Below are 16416 nucleotides of genomic sequence, written 5' to 3' on the forward strand. Positions count from 1 at the left end.
CGCGACCCCGGGGACCCACTAGGGTTGACCCCGACACACCCCCGCTCACGGGCGGACGAGAACGAGGAGCCATTCTCATGGGCATGCTCAAGCCCTGGCACATCATCGTGCTGGTGGTCGTGATCCTGCTGCTGTTCGGGGCGCGCAGGCTCCCTGACCTGGCGCGCAGCGTCGGCCAGTCGCTGAAGATCTTCAAGAAGGAGGTCAAGGACCTCACGGACGACGGCAAGCTCAACGACTCGAACGAGCCGCCGGCCGACACCACGTCGCCGTCCACCGGCACCGCGTCCTCCTCGACGACGTCGTCGACCGCGACGAGCACGGGCGACGGCGAGCAGATCCCGGGTCTCATCGACCCGAAGCAGCCGCGGGCGTAGTCGGTGCCCGGAGACACCCGGGACCCTGAGGGGCGCATGCCCCTGCGCGAGCACCTGCTGGAGCTGCGCAAGCGGCTCTTCCTCGCCGCGTGCGGCCTCGTCGTGGGTGCGGCCGCCGGATGGGTCCTGTACGAACCGCTGCTCGCCGCGCTCCAGGCGCCCCTGAAGGTCGCCGCGCTCGAGCAGGGCAAGACGATCGCGCTCAACTTCACGGGCATGGCGTCGGCGCTCGACATGAAGATCAAGGTCTCGCTCTTCCTCGGCGTCATCGTGACGTGCCCGTGGTGGCTCTACCAGCTGTGGGCCTTCGTGACCCCGGGGCTGACGAGGCGGGAGAAGGGGTACGCCTACGGGTTCCTCGGCGCCGCGGTGCCTCTCTTCCTCGGCGGCGCCGCGCTCGCCTGGTGGGTGCTCCCGCACGCCGTGGACATCCTCGCGGGTTTCGTCCCCGACGGGGCGGTGAACTTCACCGACGCGCAGGGGTACCTCAGCTTCGTCATGCGCCTCGTGCTGGCGTTCGGCATCGCGTTCGTGTCGCCCGTGTTCCTCGTCGGCCTGAACATGGCCGGCGTGCTGCGGCACGAGGTCCTCGCCAAGGGCTGGCGGTGGGCGGTGCTCGTCGCGTTCGTGTTCGCGGCCGTGATGACGCCGACGCCCGACGCGCTGACGATGATCTTCGTGGCCCTGCCGATCTGCGTGCTGTACTTCGGCGCCCTCGGGCTGTGCGTGCTGCACGACCGGCGCGTCGACAAGCGCAGGGTCGCCCCCACTGTCTGAGCGGGACCGGTCGCGGCGAGGTCCGGCCGGGGCGAGCCGTCCGCTGCGCCTCGGCGTGGTCGTGAACCCCACCGCGGGCAAGGGGCGGGCCGCGTACGCCGGCGAGGGCGTGCTCGCCGGGCTTCGCCGGGCGGGGCACGACGTCGTCGACCTGTCCGGCCGGCACGCGGACGCCGCGCTCGCGCGGGCGCGCGCCGCCGTGGACGCGCCCGGCAGGCCCGTCGACGCGCTCGTCGTCGTGGGCGGCGACGGGATGGTGCACCTCGGGGCGCAGGCCGTCGCAGGGACCGAGGTCCCGCTCGGGATCGTGCCCGTGGGCACCGGCAACGACTTCGCGGCAACGCTCGGGCTGCCCGTGCGCGACCCCGCGGCGGCGGGCGCCGCACTCTGCCGGGCGCTGGACGCCGGCCCCGCCGGACGTCGCCCCGTCGACGCGGCGCTCGTCACCGGCCCCGGCCTCGCCCCGGGCACCGGCGCCGGCCCCCGCTGGGTGGCCGGCGCCGTCTCGGCCGGGCTCGACGCCGCGGTGAACGCGCGCGCCAACCTGCTGCGGCACCCGCGCGGCAGCGCCCGGTACACCGTGGCCGCGGCGCTCGAGCTGGTGCGCTACCGGCCCTGGTCGTACCGGCTCACCTTCGACGGCGCCGTGGACCGGGTGACGACCGGTGCAGCGGCGACCGAGAGCGCGGCGACCGACGCCGGTACCGGGCTGCGGCTGCGGCCCGGCCCGGCCGGCACCGCGACGTGGACGGGCCGTGCGGCGCTCGTCACCGCGGCCAACGGCCCGCAGATCGGCGGCGGCATCCGCGTCGCCCCGTCGGCGTCCCTCGACGACGGCCTGCTGGACGTGCTGGTCGCCACCGACCTGTCGAGGGCGGGCGCCCTCGCCGTCTTCCCGAGCATGTTCACCGGCGGCCACGTGCGCCGCCGCAAGGTGCACGTCGTGCGGGCGCGCGCCGTGACGATCGAGCCCGGGCCGGAGGCCTGGGTCGCGGGCGAGCGACCCCTGCCGGTCGCGCACGCGGACGGCGAGCGCCTCGGGGCCCTGCCGCTGCGCGTCGAGGTGCGGGCCCGCGCACTGCAGGTCCTGGTCGAGCCCCGCTGACGCGTGTGCCGAGCTGTGTGCCGAGCTGTCGGGCACAGGCGTCGCCGGAGTGCCCCGTGCGTCGGACAGCACCCGGCCCGGGACGCGGCCGGCACCGCAGGACGAGGGGTCGGTTCCGGCGCCTAGGCTGACGGTATGACCGCCCACCCCCGCCCCGACGCCGGCCAGGACGTCCTCAGCCCGGCCGAGCGGTACGCCGCCTCCCGGTCCCGCAGCGCCCGCGACAAGGCCGACGCCGAGGGTGAGCTGCGACTGTTCCGTCAGGTGGTCGGGTTCGAGCTCGACCCGTTCCAGGTGGACGCCTGCGTCGCGCTCGAGGAGGGCCGCGGCGTCCTGGTCGCCGCCCCCACGGGTGCGGGCAAGACGGTCGTGGGGGAGTTCGCCGTCCACCTCGCGCTCGCGCGCGGCGGCAAGGCGTTCTACACGACGCCGATCAAGGCGCTGAGCAACCAGAAGTACACCGACCTGGTCGCCCGGCACGGGGTCGCGAACGTCGGCCTGCTCACCGGGGACACGTCCATCAACGCGGGCGCGCCCGTGGTCGTCATGACCACCGAGGTGCTGCGCAACATGCTCTACGCGGGGTCGTCCGCCCTCGACGGGCTGGCGTACGTCGTCATGGACGAGGTGCACTACCTCGCCGACCGGTTCCGCGGCCCGGTGTGGGAGGAGGTCATCATCCACCTGCCCGACCACGTGCAGCTCGTGTCCCTCTCCGCGACGGTGTCGAACGCGGAGGAGTTCGGCGACTGGCTCGCCACCGTCCGCGGCGACACGGCCGTGGTGGTCAGCGAGCGCCGGCCGGTGCCGCTGTGGCAGCACGTGGTCGTCTCGGCCCCCGAGCCGCGCGGCGTGCCGCGCCTCATGGACCTGTACGCGGGGCACGTCGACCCGACGGACCCGGGCACGAACCCGCCGATCAACCCCGACCTGCAGGCGATGTTCCGCGTCGCGGCGCGGGCGGAGTCCTCGCACGGCCGGCACGGGCACCGGGGCCGGGGCGACCGCGGCTACCGGGGTCGCGGCGGCAACCGGCCGGGCGCCGGCGGGCCGGTGGCGCACCGCCGCACGCCGCCGCGGTTCGCCGTCGTGGACTCCCTCGACGCGGACGCCCTGCTGCCCGCGATCTACTTCATCTTCTCCCGCGCCGGGTGCGACGGGGCGGTGCAGCAGTGCCTGCGCGCCGGCCTGCGGCTGACGAACGGGGAGGAGGAGGCGCAGATCCGGCGGGTGGTGGAGGAGCGCACCGCCACGATCCCCACCGAGGACCTCGACGTGCTCGGGTACTGGTCGTGGGCCGAGTCCCTGTCGCGCGGGATCGCTGCGCACCACGCGGGCATGCTGCCGGTGTTCAAGGAGACCGTGGAGGAGCTGTTCTCCCGCGGCCTGGTGAAGGTCGTCTTCGCCACCGAGACGCTGGCGCTGGGCATCAACATGCCCGCCCGCTCGGTGGTGCTGGAGAAGCTGGTGAAGTGGGACGGCACCGCCCACCAGCCGGTGACGCCGGGGGAGTACACCCAGCTCACCGGCCGCGCCGGCCGGCGCGGGATCGACGTCGAGGGGCACGCCGTCGTCGTCGACCACACGGGCCTGGACCCGGTGGCCCTGGCGGGGCTCGCGTCCAAGCGGCTGTACCCGCTGCGCTCCAGCTTCCGGCCCACGTACAACATGGCGGTCAACCTGGTGGGCCAGGTGGGTCGCGAGCGGGCCCGCGACGTGCTGGAGACGAGCTTCGCGCAGTTCCAGGCCGACCGCGGCGTGGTGGGTCTGGCGAAGCAGGCGCAGGCGCACGCGGAGGCGATGGAGGGGTACGCCGAGGCGATGGCGTGCGACCGGGGCGACTTCGCCGAGTACATGGGCCTGCGGCGGGCCATCAAGGACCGGGAGAAGGAGCTGTCGCGCGCGGTGTCCGGGGCCCGGCGGGCCGACGCGGTCGCGTCGTTCGAGAAGCTGCGGCGCGGGGACGTCGTCGAGGTGCCGTCGGGGCGGCGGCGCGGGTACGTCGTCATCCTGGACCCGGGCCGCGACGACCGCGGCTTCGACGGGCCGCGGCCGACCGTGCTCACCCAGGAGAAGCAGGTCAAGAAGCTCACCCTCGCGGACGCGCCGGGCGGCGTGCAGGTGGTGACGACCGTGCGCATCCCGAAGGGGTTCAACCCGCGCCGCCCCGACCAGCGGCGCGACCTGGCCTCGAGCCTGCGCAACGCGCTCGGGGCGTTCTCGGGCGACGGCGGGACCGGCCGGCACCCGGGCGCCCGGCGCGGCGCGTCGGCGGGCGGGCACCAGGACGGTCGCACGGGCGGGCACCGGGGCGGGCACGGCGGGCGGCGCTCGGACGCGGCGTCCGACGCCGAGCTGCAGCGCCTGCGCGACGCGCTGCGCGCGCACCCGTGCCACGGCTGCCCGGAGCGCGACGACCACGCCCGCTGGGCGGAGCGGTGGGAGCGGCTGCGCGCCGAGCACGAGCAGCTGGTGCGCCGGGTCGAGGGGCGCACCGGGTCGATCGCGCGCACGTTCGACCGCACCTGCGACGTCCTCGAGCGGCTCGGCTACCTGGCACGCGCCGACGACGCCACCTCGACACCCCCCGACGGCGGGACGCCGGGCACCCTGGCGGTCACGGACGACGGGCGGTGGCTGGGTCGCCTGTACGCGGAGGACGACCTGCTGCTCGCGGAGTGCCTGCGCCGCGGGATCTGGGACGACCTGGACGCGCCCGGCCTGGCGGCGGCGGTGTCGACGGTCGTGTACTCGGGGCGCCGTGAGGAGGCGTCCGAGCCGTTCGTGCCGGGCGGGCCGCACGGGCGGCTCGCCCGCGCTCTGGACGCCACCACGCGGGCCTGGTCCGAGGTCACCGACCTCGAGGCGGCGCACCGCCTGGAGGCGACGGGCCCCCTGGACCTGGGCCTGGTGGCACCGGTGCACCGGTGGGCGTCGGGGAAGAACCTCGACGCGGTGCTGCGCGGCACGGACGTGGCGGCGGGGGACTTCGTGCGCTGGTGCAAGCAGGTGCTCGACGTGCTGGACCAGCTGGCCAAGGCGGCTCCGCGTCCCGCCTTGCGGGCCACGGCTCGCAAGGCGCAGACCGCCGTGCTGCGCGGCGTCGTCGCCTACTCCAGCGTGTGACGGGCGGCGGTCGCGCGCGTCGCCGGGTGCGGGGCCAGGTGTGAGGCCAGGTGTGAGGAATCCGTGCGGCAGGTGTGGGGGTGCGGTGGGCAGCGGTGCCATAGAGTGCAGGCCGTGACGTCCACCCTGTATCGCAACGGAGTCGTCCACTCGCCCGCGGACCCGTTCGCCGAGGCCCTGCTCGTCGACGACGGCGTCGTGACCTGGCTCGGCGCGGAGGACACCGCCGCCGGGCTCGCGGCCCGCGCCGACCGCGTCATCGACCTGGACGGCGCGCTCGTGGCGCCCGGGTTCGTCGACGCGCACGTCCACCTGCTGGAGACCGGCCTCGCGGCCGAGTCGGTCGACCTCACCGCGTCGGGCGGGGCGACGTCGCTCGCGGCGGCGCTCGACGCCCTCGCCCGCGGCGCTCGCGAGCTCGACGCCGCGGACCCGGGCGGCGAGGAGGTGCTGCTCGCGTTCGGGTGGGACGAGCAGACCTGGCCGGAGCGGCGTGCCCCCACGGCGGACGAGCTCGACGCGGCCTGCGGCGGGCGGCGCGTGTACGCGGCGCGGGTCGACGGTCACTCCGCCGTCGTGTCCGGGTCCTTCGCCCGCGCGGTGGGCATCGACCGCGCGCCCGGCTGGGAGGCGTCGGGGATGGTGACGTCGGACGCCCACCACGCGGCGGCGGCCGCGGTCCGCCAGGTCTCGCCCGCGCGCCGGACGCGCGCCTACCGGCGCGCCCTCGCCGACGCCGCCGCCCGCGGCATCGTGGGCGTGCACGAGATGAGCGAGCCCACCATGGACACCCGCGAGGGCCTGGCCGAGCTGGTCGGGCTCACCGCGGACCCGGCGGGCGGGCTGCCGCACGTCGTCGCCTACCGGGGCGAGCTGTGCGCGACGGCGGACGACGCGCGGCAGATGCTCGCCGAGCTGCCGTTCCTCACCGGCATCGCCGGCGACCTGTGCGCGGACGGGTCGATCGGCTCCCGCACCGCGGCGCTGCGCCACCCCTACAGCGACCTGCTCGCCGCACCGGGCGGCGCCGAGCCCACGGGCCGCCTCTTCCTCACGGGCGAGGACATCGCCGCGCACCTGGCCGCCTGCTCGACCGCCGGCACCCAGGGCGGGTTTCACGTCATCGGCGACCGCGCGATGGACGAGGTGGTGCGCGGGCTGGAGCTCGCCGCCACCGAGCACGGCACGAGCCTGCTGCGCTCGGGCCACCACCGCCTCGAGCACGCCCTGTTCGTGGACGCGTCCGCCCTGGCCGCGCTGCTGCTGTACGGGGTGGCGCTGTCCGTGCAGCCCGCGTTCGACGCCGCCTGGGGCGGCAGCCTCGGCATGTACGCGGCCCGGCTCGGGCCGGGCCGCGCGTCGACCCTGTCCCCGTTCGCCGACCTCGCCGGGGCGGGCGTGCCGCTCGCGTTCGGCTCAGACACCCCGGTGACGCCGCTCGACCCGTGGCAGGCGGTGCGCGCCACCCTCACCCACGAGGACACCATGCAGCGCATCTCCGCGCGGGCCGCGTTCCGCGCCCACACCCGCGGCGGGTGGCGGCTCGCCGGGATGGACCACACCGGCGCGGGCGAGCTGCGCGTCGGCGCGCCCGCGCACCTGGCCGTCTGGCGTGCGGACACCCTGTCCGTCCAGGCCCCGGGGGACCGCCTGTCGGCGTGGAACCCCGAGGCGCGCGCCGGCCAGCCGCTGCTGCCCGACCTGTCGGAGGGCGAGCCCGACCCCGTGTGCCTGCAGACCGTGCGCGACGGCGTCGTCCTGCACGACACCTTCGACTGACCCCGGCCGTCCCATGCCCTCGAGGAAGCGACCCGGCGCGGCGACCACCCGGCTCCCGCGTCGGATCGCCTGCTCGACGGGCTCCCGGCAGCCCGGCCGCGGCGCCGGGTCACGTACCCTGCGGGGGTGTTGCACGTGAGCCCGGGCCCGGTCGAGGAGCCCTCCGACGGGTCAGCCGCCCCCGGCGTCGACGACAGCCATCACGTCACCCGTGACGTCAGCCGTGACGAGGGTTCCACCCCGCGCCGGACGTCGCCCGCCGACCGGTGGGCGAGCCGTCCCGCGACCCTGCTGCTCGCCGTCGCGGCCGGGGCCGCGCTGTGGGCCTCGTTCCCGGACGTCGGGGCGTGGCCGCTGGCGTTCGTCGGCGTCGCGCTGCTGTTCGCCGCGCTGCGCCGCGACGGGCGCCGGGCCGCCGGCTGGAACTTCCTCGTCGGCCTCGTCGCCGGGCTGACGTTCTGGCTGCCGCACATCTGGTGGGCGAACTTCGCCACGGACACCGTGCCGTGGGTGGCGCTGTCCGTGCTGGAGACGCTGTTCCTCGCCGCGTTCGGGTCGCTGTGGACGTGGGCGCGCCGCTGGGGCTGGGTGCGGCGGCACGCCGGCGCCCAGGCCGCCGTGTTCGCCGTCGTGTTCGTCGCGGTGGAGCAGTGGCGCTCCGAGATCCCGTTCGGCGGGTTCCCCTGGGGCCGCCTCGCGTGGGCGATGGCGGGCGCGCCGACCGGACGCGCCGCCTGGCTCGGCGGCACCACGCTGGTGTCCCTGCTGGTGGCTGCGGCGGGCGTGCTGCTCGCGCTCGCCGTCGGGCGCCTGCTGCGCACGCCGTGGCGCGACGCCCGACGCCGGGCGCGCTCGGCCGCGAGCGCCGCCGTGCTCGTCCTGGCCGCGGCCGTCCTGGTGACCGCGCCGCTGCTGCTGCCCCTGGCGCACGACCCGGGCACGCGCGAGGTGACGGACGCGGAGGACCCGGGCCGCGCAGGGACGGTGGTGGACGCGGGCACGGGCACCGCGGAGGCGGGCGTGCTGCGCGCCGGGGCGGTGCAGGGCAACGTGTCGGAGCCGGGGGAGGGGTCGTTCGCGAACCGGGCGGAGGTGCTGAACAACCACCTGGAGGGCACGTACGCGATCGCGGACGAGCAGGCGTCCGGCGCGTTCGGCGACCAGCCGGGCGACGCGGTCGACGTGGTGCTGTGGCCGGAGAACGGCTCGGACCTGGACCCGCAGACGACGCCGGAGGTGGGCGTGGCGATCGACGACGCGGCGCAGGCGGTGGGCGCGCCGATCCTCGTGGGCGCCCAGGAGTGGCCGGACACGGGCGGGCGGTACAACGTGGCCCTGCTGTGGGAGCCGGGGAAGGGCGTGACCCAGCGGTACGCGAAGCAGCACCCGGCGCCGTTCGGTGAGTACATCCCGATCCGCTCCTTCGTGCGGCTGTTCAGCGCCCAGGTGGACCGGGTGACGACGGACATGATCCCCGGCACCGAGCCCGCGGTGGTCGACCTGCCGGTGGACGGCGCGGCGATCGGGCGCGGCGCCGGGCCGACGACGGTGCCGATGGCGACGGTGATCTGCTTCGAGGTGGCGTACGACGAGATCATCCGCGACGCCGTGCGGCGTGGCGCGCAGGTGCTGGTGGTGCCGACGAACAACGCGTCGTTCGGGTACACGGCGGAGTCGACGCAGCAGCTCGCGATGACGCGGCTGCAGGCGATCACGACGGGCCGGGCGGCGGTGCAGGTCTCGACGGTGGGCGTGAGCGGCGTCGTCGCCCCGGACGGGACCCTGGTGGCGCGCACGCAGCTCTTCACGGCCGACCACTGGGTGGCGGACCTGCCGCTGCGCACGGAGCTGACTCCGGCCGTGCGGGCCGGCTACTGGCCCGGCTGGGGGGTCGGCGCGGCGGCGGTCGTGCTCGTCGTCGGCGGGATTGTGTCCGCGGTGCGCGCCCGGCGGCGCTGACACCCGCCGAGCAGGCACGACGGGGACGACGAAGGGCGGGCACCCGGTGGGGTGCCCGCCCTTCGTGCGGTCTGAGCGTGTCGCGTGTCAGGCGCTGCGGCGCAGCTTGCCGGCGCGCAGCAGCTCGAGGCGCTCGTCGAGGAGCTCCTCCAGCTCGGCGACGGTGCGGCGCTCGAGCAGCATGTCCCAGTGGGTGCGCTGCGGCTTGCCGGGCTTCACCTCGGGGCGCTCGGCGTCGCGCAGGAGCGCCTCCTCGCCGCACCGGCACTCCCACACCGGCGGCACCTCGGCCTCGGTGGAGAAGGGCAGGATGATGGTGTGGCCGTTGGGGCAGTCGTAGTGCGCCTGGAACCGGGGGGCGAAGTCGACGCCCTCGTCGGACTCCATGCTCTTGCTGCCGATGCTCATGCCGCGCAGGGACCGGTCGGGCATGTCGTCCTCCTGGAGGTCGGTGGGAAGGGGCCTGAGGTTCCAACGCGGCCCTGCCGGGGGTTGTTCCGGCGGTCCGTGAAGGTCCCGTGAAGCACGGTCCACACCGGAGCCACCGACCGGGAGAGCGGTCGGGCACTGTGGCGGGACGTGACGGTTGCACCCAGGCTGGCCAGTCGGCGCGCCGTGCGCAACTCGAGACCGCCCTGCGGGCACCCTTTGTGCGCGACGTCACCCGCCGGCCCGCGTGAGGGCCGGGAACAGCCGGGAACAACCGGGAACAACCGGGAGTGGTGCACGGTTCACCGCCATGTACATGCAAACGCATGAACCTGGGCCTCACGTCAGAGCCCAGCAGCAAGAGACCACGAACAGGGAGCGCAGCCGTGCAGTTCGGAATCTTCTCCGTCAGCGACGTCACCACCGACCCCACGACGGGCCACACCCCGGACGACACCGAGCGGGTGCGCAACATGCTCACCATCGCGCGGCACGCCGACGAGGCGGGCCTGGACGTCTTCGCCACGGGCGAGCACCACAACCCGCCGTTCGTGGCGTCGTCCCCCACGACGATGCTGGGCTACCTGGCCGGCGTCACGAAGCACATCACCCTGTCGACGGCGACCACGCTCATCACGACCAACGACCCGGTGCGCCTCGCCGAGGAGTACGCGATGCTCCAGGTCATCTCCGACGGGCGCATGGACCTCATGATGGGCCGCGGCAACACCGGCCCCGTGTACCCGTGGTTCGGGCAGGACATCCGCCAGGGCATCCCGCTCGCGATCGAGAACTACGCGCTGCTGCGCCGGCTGTGGACCGAGGACGTCGTGGACTGGGAGGGCAAGTTCCGCACCGCGCTGCAGGGCTTCACGTCCACGCCGCGCCCGCTGGACGGCGTGCCGCCGTTCGTGTGGCACGGCTCCATCCGCAGCCCCGAGATCGCCGAGCAGGCCGCGTTCTACGGCGACGGCTTCCTGCACAACAACATCTTCTGGCCCATGCACCACACCCGGCAGATGGTGCGGTTCTACCGGCAGCGCTTCGAGCACTACGGTCACGGGCGCGCGGACCAGGCGATCGTCGGCCTCGGCGGCCAGGTGTTCATGCGCAAGCGGTCGCAGGACGCGTGGAACGAGTTCCGGCCCTACTTCGACGAGGCGCCCGTGTACGGGCACGGCCCGTCGATGGAGGACTTCACGCGCGAGACGCCGCTGACGGTCGGCTCGCCGCAGCAGGTCATCGACCGGTACGCGTCGTTCGTCGACGAGGTGGGCTACTACCAGCGCCAGCTGTTCCTCGTGGACCACGCGGGCCTGCCGCTGAAGTCCGTGCTCGAGCAGATCGACCTGCTCGGCGAGGAGGTCGTGCCCGAGCTGCGCAAGATCGTCGAGGCCAAGCGCCCCGCGGACGACGTCCCGCTGAACCCGCCGACGCACGCCGAGCGCGTCGCCGCCGCCCGGGCCGCGGGCGAGGCGGGCGCCACCCACGTCGGCGACACCGCCGACCCGTACACCGGTACCGTTGCCGAGGGCACCCAGCCCGCCGCATCGCAGGAGGCACGCGCATGACCATGTCCTCGGGGCCCTCGGGCATCCACCCCACCCGCACCCTCGCCGTCGTGTCGGCGGGACTGTCCCAGCCGTCGTCGACGCGCCTGCTGGCCGACCGGCTCGCGGACGCCACCGTGCGGGAGCTGGAGGACGCCGGCCACACCGTGCGGGTGGAGACGATCGAGCTGCGCGACCTCGCGCACGCCGTCGTCGACGCGATGCTCACCCGGTTCCCGACCGGCGACCTGGCCCGGGCGCTGGAGACCGTGACGGGCGCGGACGGGCTCATCGCGGTCTCGCCCGTGTTCACGACGAGCTACTCGGGGCTGTTCAAGTCGTTCTGGGACGTCGTCGACCCCGACTCGGTGACCGGCATGCCGGTCCTGCTCGGGGCGACCGGCGGCACCGCCCGCCACTCCCTGGCGCTGGAGTACACGATGCGGCCGCTGTTCACGTACCTGCGCGCCGACGTCGTGCCGACCAGCGTGTTCGCCGCCACCGACGACTGGGCCGCGAGCGCCGACGACCCGGGCGCCGGCCTGCCGAGGCGGATCGCCCGCGCCGGGCGCGACCTGGCGCAGCGGGTGGCGCGCCGCGAGAACGACGGCCCGGTCGACCCGTTCGCCGCGACGCCGAGCTTCACGGAGCTCCTCGGCGGCAGCTGACACGACCCGGCGCGCGCGGGCCCGGCCCGGGGTGCGGACGCCGTCGAAGGACGGCGTGACCACGCCCTAGGCTGGGCCCATGCGCGTTCTCGTCTCCGGCGGCGCCGGGTACATCGGCTCCCACACCGTCCTGTCCCTCGTCGCCTCCGGGCACGACGTCGTCGTGGTGGACGACTTCTCCAACAGCAAGCCCACGGTGATGGGCCGTCTGGAGTCCCTGTCCGGGGCGCACGTGCCGGTGCACGCGATCGACCTCACCGACGCGGAGAAGACCGACCGGCTGTTCGCGCACGAGAGGTTCGACGCCGTCGTGCACTTCGCCGGCTTCAAGGCCGTGGGCGAGTCGGTGGCCAAGCCGCTGGAGTACTACCGCAACAACCTCGACTCGACGCTGTCGCTGCTGGAGGCGATGCGCCGCCACGACGTGCCGCGCCTGGTGTTCTCCTCCTCGGCCACCGTGTACGGGGAGAAGGCGCCCGTGCCCTACCGCGAGGACTACGAGTACCTGTCGTCGTCGTCCCCGTACGGGCAGACGAAGGTGATGATCGAGCGCATCGCGGCCGACGCGGCGGTCGCGGTCGGCGGGCTCAAGGTCGCCTTGCTGCGCTACTTCAACCCGGTGGGCGCGCACCCGTCGGGCCGGATCGGGGAGGACCCGCAGGGGATCCCGAACAACCTCATGCCGTTCCTGGCGCAGGTTGCCGTCGGCAAGCGGGACAAGCTCGTGGTGTTCGGCGACGACTACCCGACCGCGGACGGCACGTGCGAGCGCGACTACCTGCACGTCGAGGACCTCGCCGCCGGGCACGTGGCCGCGCTGAACCACCTGGACGCGATGGCCGAGCCCGTGCGCGCCTTCAACCTCGGCACGGGCACCGGCACGTCCGTGCTGCAGATGCTGCGCGCGTTCGAGCGGGCCGTGGGCCGCGAGCTGCCCTACGAGGTCGGGCCGCGCCGCGCGGGCGACCTCGCGGCTTTCTGGGCCGACCCCACGCGCGCGCAGACCGAGCTCGGCTGGCGCGCCGTCAAGACGATCGACGACATGTGCGCGGACACCTGGCGCTGGCAGTCCGAGAACCCGCAGGGCTACCCCGGCGCCTGAGCGTCCCGGGGAAGTCCCCGGCCTTGCGGCGGCCACGCCGCCGCGCCACGATGACCTCATGCAGGCCCCGACCCCCGACGACGCGAGGCAGCGCCCCCACCCGCGGTGGGACCCGGGCGCCCGCTACCGGCCGTCCGTGCTCGCCGGCCTGCCGTCCCTGAGGCCCGCGCCCTCCGCGCCGGCGCCCGCCACGAGCCGCCTCGCGGGGCGGCTGCGCCGCGGCCCCGCCACCCGCACGGCGGTGTTCGACCGCGACCTGTGGCACCCCGTGCAGCACGTGACCACGGGGCTGGTGCGCGTCGTCGGGCGCGCGCTCGGCCGCTGAGCGCGGCGGCGTGTCACGACGCGAGCTCGTCGTGCTCGGCACCGCGAGCATGGTGCCCACGCGCACCCGCAACCACAACGGGTACGTGCTGTTCTTCGACGACGCGGCGATCCTGTTCGACCCGGGGGAGGGCACGCAGCGACAGATGACGCTCGCGGGGGTGTCCGCCACCGACCTCACCCGCATCGCGATCACCCACCTGCACGGCGACCACTCCCTCGGCCTCGCGGGCGTCGTGCAGCGCCTGTCGGGGGACCAGGTGCGCCACACCGTGCCGATCTCGTTCCCCGCCTCCGGCGAGCCCTGGGTGCGCCACCTGCTCGACGCCAGCGCCTACGACCACCACGAGCGGGTCGCGCTGCAGCCCGTGGCCTTCCCCGTCGCGGCGTCGCCCGTGGTGACGCTGCCCCGCGTGGACGGCGAGCGCGGCGCCGGCAGTGACACGAACGGCGCGCCGGTCCTCACCGCGCGGCCGCTGGACCACCGCGTCGACGCCGTCGGCTACCGCCTCGACGAGCCGGACGGCGTGTCCCTGGACCCGGCGGCGCTCGCGGCCGCGGGCGTCCCCGCCGGCCCGGCGGTGGGGCGGCTGCTGCGCGACGGCGTCCTCGTCCTCGACGACGGCCGCACCGTGCGCCGCGACGCCGTCTCCGTGGCGCGGCCCGGGCAGTCGGTCGCGTTCGTCATGGACACCCGCCTGTGCGACGCCGTCCTCGAGCTCGCCGACGGCGTCGACCTGCTCGTCGTCGAGTCGACGTTCCTGCACCGCGACGCCGAGCTGGCCGCCCGGTGGGCGCACCTCACGTGCCGGCAGGCCGCGATCGTCGCCGCGCGCGCCGGCGTGCGCCACCTCGTGCTCACGCACTTCTCCCAGCGCTACCGCGTGCCCGACGAGCTGCCCGACGAGTTCGAGCGCGAGGCACGCGAGGTGTTCGACGGCGGCCTCACCGTCGCGGCAGACCTCGACCGGGTGCCCGTGCCGCCGCGCACCCGGCCTCGGTAGGCTCGCGGGATGCCTCCTGAGCCCCCGCCCCGTACGGGGCGCCTGCGCGTGGCGGACGGGAACGAGCTGTACTACGAGGCCGTGGGAGACCCCGACGGCCCGGCCGTGCTCTGGCTGCACGGCGGGCCCGGGAGCGGCGCCGGGACCGGCCACCGCCGCCGCATCGATCCGGCACGGCAGCAGGCGATCACGTTCGACCAGCGCGGCTGCGGCCGCAGCCGCCCGCTGGTCACCGAACGCCTCGACCTGCTGGACGAGAACACGACGGCCGCGCAGATCGAGGACGTCGAGGCCCTGCGCCGCCACCTGGGCGTCGACCGCTGGCTGGTGACCGGCGCGTCCTGGGGCAGCACCCTGGCGCTGGCGTACGCGCAGGCGTACCCCGAGCGCGTCACGGGGCTGGCCCTGTTCGCCGTCGTGACCACGTCGACGTCGGAGGTGGAGTGGGTCACCGAGGACATGGGGCGCGTGTTCCCGGAGGAGTGGGAGGTCTTCGCCGCGGCCGTGGACCGCGCGCCGGGCGAGCGCGTCGTGGACGCCTACGCCCGGGCGCTGCGCGACCCCGATGCGCGCGTGCGGGCGCGCGCCGCGGCGGCCTGGGGTCGCTGGGAGGACGTGCACGTCTCCCTCGGGCCCGGCTGGCGGTCGGACCCGCGCTGGCACACCTCCCCGTCCCGCGACGTGCTGGCCACCCTCGTCACCCACTACTGGTCGCACTCGGGCTTCGGCGGCGACGAGATCCTCGGGCGGATGGACCGCCTCCACGGCGTCCCGGGCGTCCTCGTCCACGGCCGCAGGGACGTCTCGAGCCCCGCCCGCACCGCCTGGGAGCTGCACCGCGCGTGGCCCGGCAGCGAGCTGGTCGTCCTCGACGAGGGCCACGGCGGCCCGGAGTCGGTCGCTGCGCTCGAGCGGGCGATCGCCGCCCTCGCCCGCTGAGCGTGCCGCCTCGCGGCGCGACCGACCCTCCTGCGCGTGTCAGAGGACGGCGGCGACGTCCACGTGGTCGAGGGAGTGCGCCTCGGCCACGCCCGCGTTGGTGACGCGACCGTCGTGCACGTTGAGGCCGCGGGCCAGCGCCGGGTCGCGGCGCAGGGCCTCGCGCCAGCCGTGGTCCGCGAGCGCCACGGCGTACGGCAGCGTCACGTTCGTCAGCGCGTACGTGGAGGTGCGGGGCACGGCGCCGGGCATGTTCGCCACGCAGTAGAAGACCGTGTCGTGCACGGGGAACGTGGGGTCGGCGTGCGTCGTGGGGCGGGAGTCCTCGAAGCAGCCGCCCTGGTCGATCGCGATGTCCACGAGGACGGCGCCCGGCCGCATGCGCGCCACGACGTCGTTCGCCACCAGCACGGGCGCCTTGGCGCCGGGGACCAGGACGGCCCCGACCACCAGGTCGGCCTCGAGCACCGCCTCGGTGAGGGTGAGCCGGTTCGAGGCGAGGGTCTGCACGCGGCCGCCGAACTCCCGGTCGGCGGCCTTGAGCGCGTCGGCGCTCGTGTCCAGGAGGGTGACGCGGGCGCCCAGCCCGACGGCGATCCGGGCGGCGTTCATGCCCGAGACGCCCGCCCCGATGACCACCACGTGCCCGGCGGGCACGCCGGGCACCCCGCCGAGCAGGACCCCGCGACCGCCCGCGGCGCGCAGCAGGGTGGCGGCCCCGACCTGCGGCGCGAGCCGCCCCGCGACCTCCGACATGGGGGCCAGCAGCGGGAGCCGCCCGTCGGGGGTCTGCACCGTCTCGTACGCGACGGCGGTCACGTCGCGGGCCAGCAGCTCCTCGGTGAGCGCCTTGTCGGCCGCGAGGTGCAGGTAGGTGAACAGCACCAGCCCCGGCCGCAGCCGGTGGTACTCCTGCTCGACCGGCTCCTTGACCTTGAGCACCGTCTCGGCGCCGGCCCACACCTCGTCCGCGTCGGCGACGAGCTCCGCCCCGGCGGCGCGGTACTCGTCGTCGGTGATCGCGGACCCCGCCCCGGCGCCCGCCTCCACGGCGACGTCGTGCCCGCGGGCGACGAGCTCGTGCACGCCGGCCGGCGTGATCGCCACCCGGTACTCGTGGTTCTTGACTTCCTTCGGGACGCCGATGCGCATGGGTGAGTCCGCCTTCGTGGCTCGGCGCCGGCCCCGACTCGTGGCCGGGGGACGGCGGGTGCGTGGCGCGGGGCATGTGACCCCGCTCACGTCCCAGTCTGACGGGCCGATTCGGCACTACGCCA

Annotated in this window: 14 protein-coding genes; 12 read left to right on the top strand and 2 right to left on the bottom strand. The window is 75.3% G+C overall.

The features are described from left to right. Window positions 1–77 precede the first annotated feature (77 nt). The 6 genes from tatA (at window position 78) to lnt (ending at window position 9123) form a co-directional block, all read left to right on the top strand. Window positions 78–377 carry a Sec-independent protein translocase subunit TatA gene (tatA, locus tag ACQP6G_RS06815; protein WP_429763483.1) on the top strand — a complete coding sequence of 100 codons (300 nt, stop codon included), beginning with the start codon at window positions 78–80 and terminating at the stop codon, window positions 375–377. Window positions 378–413: 36 nt separating this feature from the next. After that, a complete protein-coding gene (gene tatC / locus ACQP6G_RS06820; protein WP_429763484.1) occupies window positions 414–1154 on the top strand; it encodes a twin-arginine translocase subunit TatC in 741 nt (246 codons plus the stop codon). Between the two features lie 61 nt (window positions 1155–1215). Further along, window positions 1216–2259: a diacylglycerol/lipid kinase family protein gene (locus tag ACQP6G_RS06825; RefSeq protein WP_429763485.1), complete on the top strand. Its 1044-nt coding sequence runs from the start codon at window positions 1216–1218 to the stop codon at window positions 2257–2259. 135 nt (window positions 2260–2394) lie between these two features. Then, window positions 2395–5385: a DEAD/DEAH box helicase gene (locus ACQP6G_RS06830; RefSeq protein ID WP_429763486.1), complete on the top strand. Its 2991-nt coding sequence runs from the start codon at window positions 2395–2397 to the stop codon at window positions 5383–5385. A gap of 114 nt (window positions 5386–5499) precedes the next feature. Further along, window positions 5500–7164: an amidohydrolase gene (locus ACQP6G_RS06835; protein ID WP_429763487.1), complete on the top strand. Its 1665-nt coding sequence runs from the start codon at window positions 5500–5502 to the stop codon at window positions 7162–7164. Window positions 7165–7290: 126 nt separating this feature from the next. Further along, window positions 7291–9123 carry an apolipoprotein N-acyltransferase gene (gene lnt, locus ACQP6G_RS06840; protein WP_429763488.1) on the top strand — a complete coding sequence of 611 codons (1833 nt, stop codon included), beginning with the start codon at window positions 7291–7293 and terminating at the stop codon, window positions 9121–9123. A gap of 87 nt (window positions 9124–9210) precedes the next feature. Here the strand turns inward: lnt and ACQP6G_RS06845 are convergent, their stop codons facing one another. Next, window positions 9211–9555 carry an RNA polymerase-binding protein RbpA gene (locus ACQP6G_RS06845; RefSeq protein WP_079575180.1) on the bottom strand — a complete coding sequence of 115 codons (345 nt, stop codon included), beginning with the start codon at window positions 9553–9555 and terminating at the stop codon, window positions 9211–9213. 383 nt (window positions 9556–9938) lie between these two features. Between ACQP6G_RS06845 and ACQP6G_RS06850 the strand changes: the two genes are divergently transcribed. The 6 genes from ACQP6G_RS06850 to ACQP6G_RS06875 all read left to right on the top strand — a co-directional run bounded on the left by ACQP6G_RS06850 (window position 9939) and on the right by ACQP6G_RS06875 (window position 15139). Then, window positions 9939–11123, top strand: coding sequence for an LLM class flavin-dependent oxidoreductase (locus tag ACQP6G_RS06850; protein ID WP_429763489.1), 1185 nt, complete (start codon window positions 9939–9941; stop codon window positions 11121–11123). After that, window positions 11120–11770, top strand: coding sequence for an FMN reductase (locus tag ACQP6G_RS06855; protein ID WP_429763491.1), 651 nt, complete (start codon window positions 11120–11122; stop codon window positions 11768–11770). The genes ACQP6G_RS06850 and ACQP6G_RS06855 overlap by 4 nt, the downstream gene beginning before the upstream one ends. Before the next feature lie 79 nt (window positions 11771–11849). Continuing rightward, entirely contained in the window at window positions 11850–12872 is a 1023-nt protein-coding gene (gene galE / locus ACQP6G_RS06860) for a UDP-glucose 4-epimerase GalE (RefSeq protein WP_429763492.1), read from the top strand. Window positions 12873–12930: 58 nt separating this feature from the next. Continuing rightward, a complete protein-coding gene (locus tag ACQP6G_RS06865; protein WP_429763493.1) occupies window positions 12931–13197 on the top strand; it encodes a hypothetical protein in 267 nt (88 codons plus the stop codon). Between the two features lie 10 nt (window positions 13198–13207). Continuing rightward, window positions 13208–14200, top strand: coding sequence for a ribonuclease Z (locus tag ACQP6G_RS06870; protein WP_429763494.1), 993 nt, complete (start codon window positions 13208–13210; stop codon window positions 14198–14200). 9 nt (window positions 14201–14209) lie between these two features. Then, window positions 14210–15139: an alpha/beta fold hydrolase gene (locus ACQP6G_RS06875; RefSeq protein WP_429763495.1), complete on the top strand. Its 930-nt coding sequence runs from the start codon at window positions 14210–14212 to the stop codon at window positions 15137–15139. Window positions 15140–15178: 39 nt separating this feature from the next. Here ACQP6G_RS06875 and ald read toward each other — a convergent pair whose 3' ends face one another. Then, window positions 15179–16291: an alanine dehydrogenase gene (gene ald, locus ACQP6G_RS06880; RefSeq protein ID WP_429763496.1), complete on the bottom strand. Its 1113-nt coding sequence runs from the start codon at window positions 16289–16291 to the stop codon at window positions 15179–15181. Between the last annotated feature and the right edge of the window lie 125 nt (window positions 16292–16416).

The organism is Isoptericola nanjingensis (assembly GCF_050311635.1).
In the GTDB taxonomy this organism is placed as follows: Bacteria; Actinomycetota; Actinomycetes; order Actinomycetales; family Cellulomonadaceae; genus Isoptericola; species Isoptericola nanjingensis.

Excerpts from the sequence above, each read along its gene's own strand:
- tatA (WP_429763483.1), top strand. The coding sequence starts at position 78 with ATGGGCATGCTCAAGCCCTGGCACATCATCGTGCTGGTGGTCGTGATC.
- tatC (WP_429763484.1), top strand. The coding sequence starts at position 414 with ATGCCCCTGCGCGAGCACCTGCTGGAGCTGCGCAAGCGGCTCTTCCTC.
- ACQP6G_RS06830 (WP_429763486.1), top strand. The coding sequence starts at position 2,395 with ATGACCGCCCACCCCCGCCCCGACGCCGGCCAGGACGTCCTCAGCCCG.
- ACQP6G_RS06845 (WP_079575180.1), bottom strand. The coding sequence starts at position 9,555 with ATGCCCGACCGGTCCCTGCGCGGCATGAGCATCGGCAGCAAGAGCATG.
- ACQP6G_RS06855 (WP_429763491.1), top strand. The coding sequence starts at position 11,120 with ATGACCATGTCCTCGGGGCCCTCGGGCATCCACCCCACCCGCACCCTC.
- galE (WP_429763492.1), top strand. The coding sequence starts at position 11,850 with ATGCGCGTTCTCGTCTCCGGCGGCGCCGGGTACATCGGCTCCCACACC.
- ACQP6G_RS06865 (WP_429763493.1), top strand. The coding sequence starts at position 12,931 with ATGCAGGCCCCGACCCCCGACGACGCGAGGCAGCGCCCCCACCCGCGG.
- ACQP6G_RS06875 (WP_429763495.1), top strand. The coding sequence starts at position 14,210 with ATGCCTCCTGAGCCCCCGCCCCGTACGGGGCGCCTGCGCGTGGCGGAC.
- ald (WP_429763496.1), bottom strand. The coding sequence starts at position 16,291 with ATGCGCATCGGCGTCCCGAAGGAAGTCAAGAACCACGAGTACCGGGTG.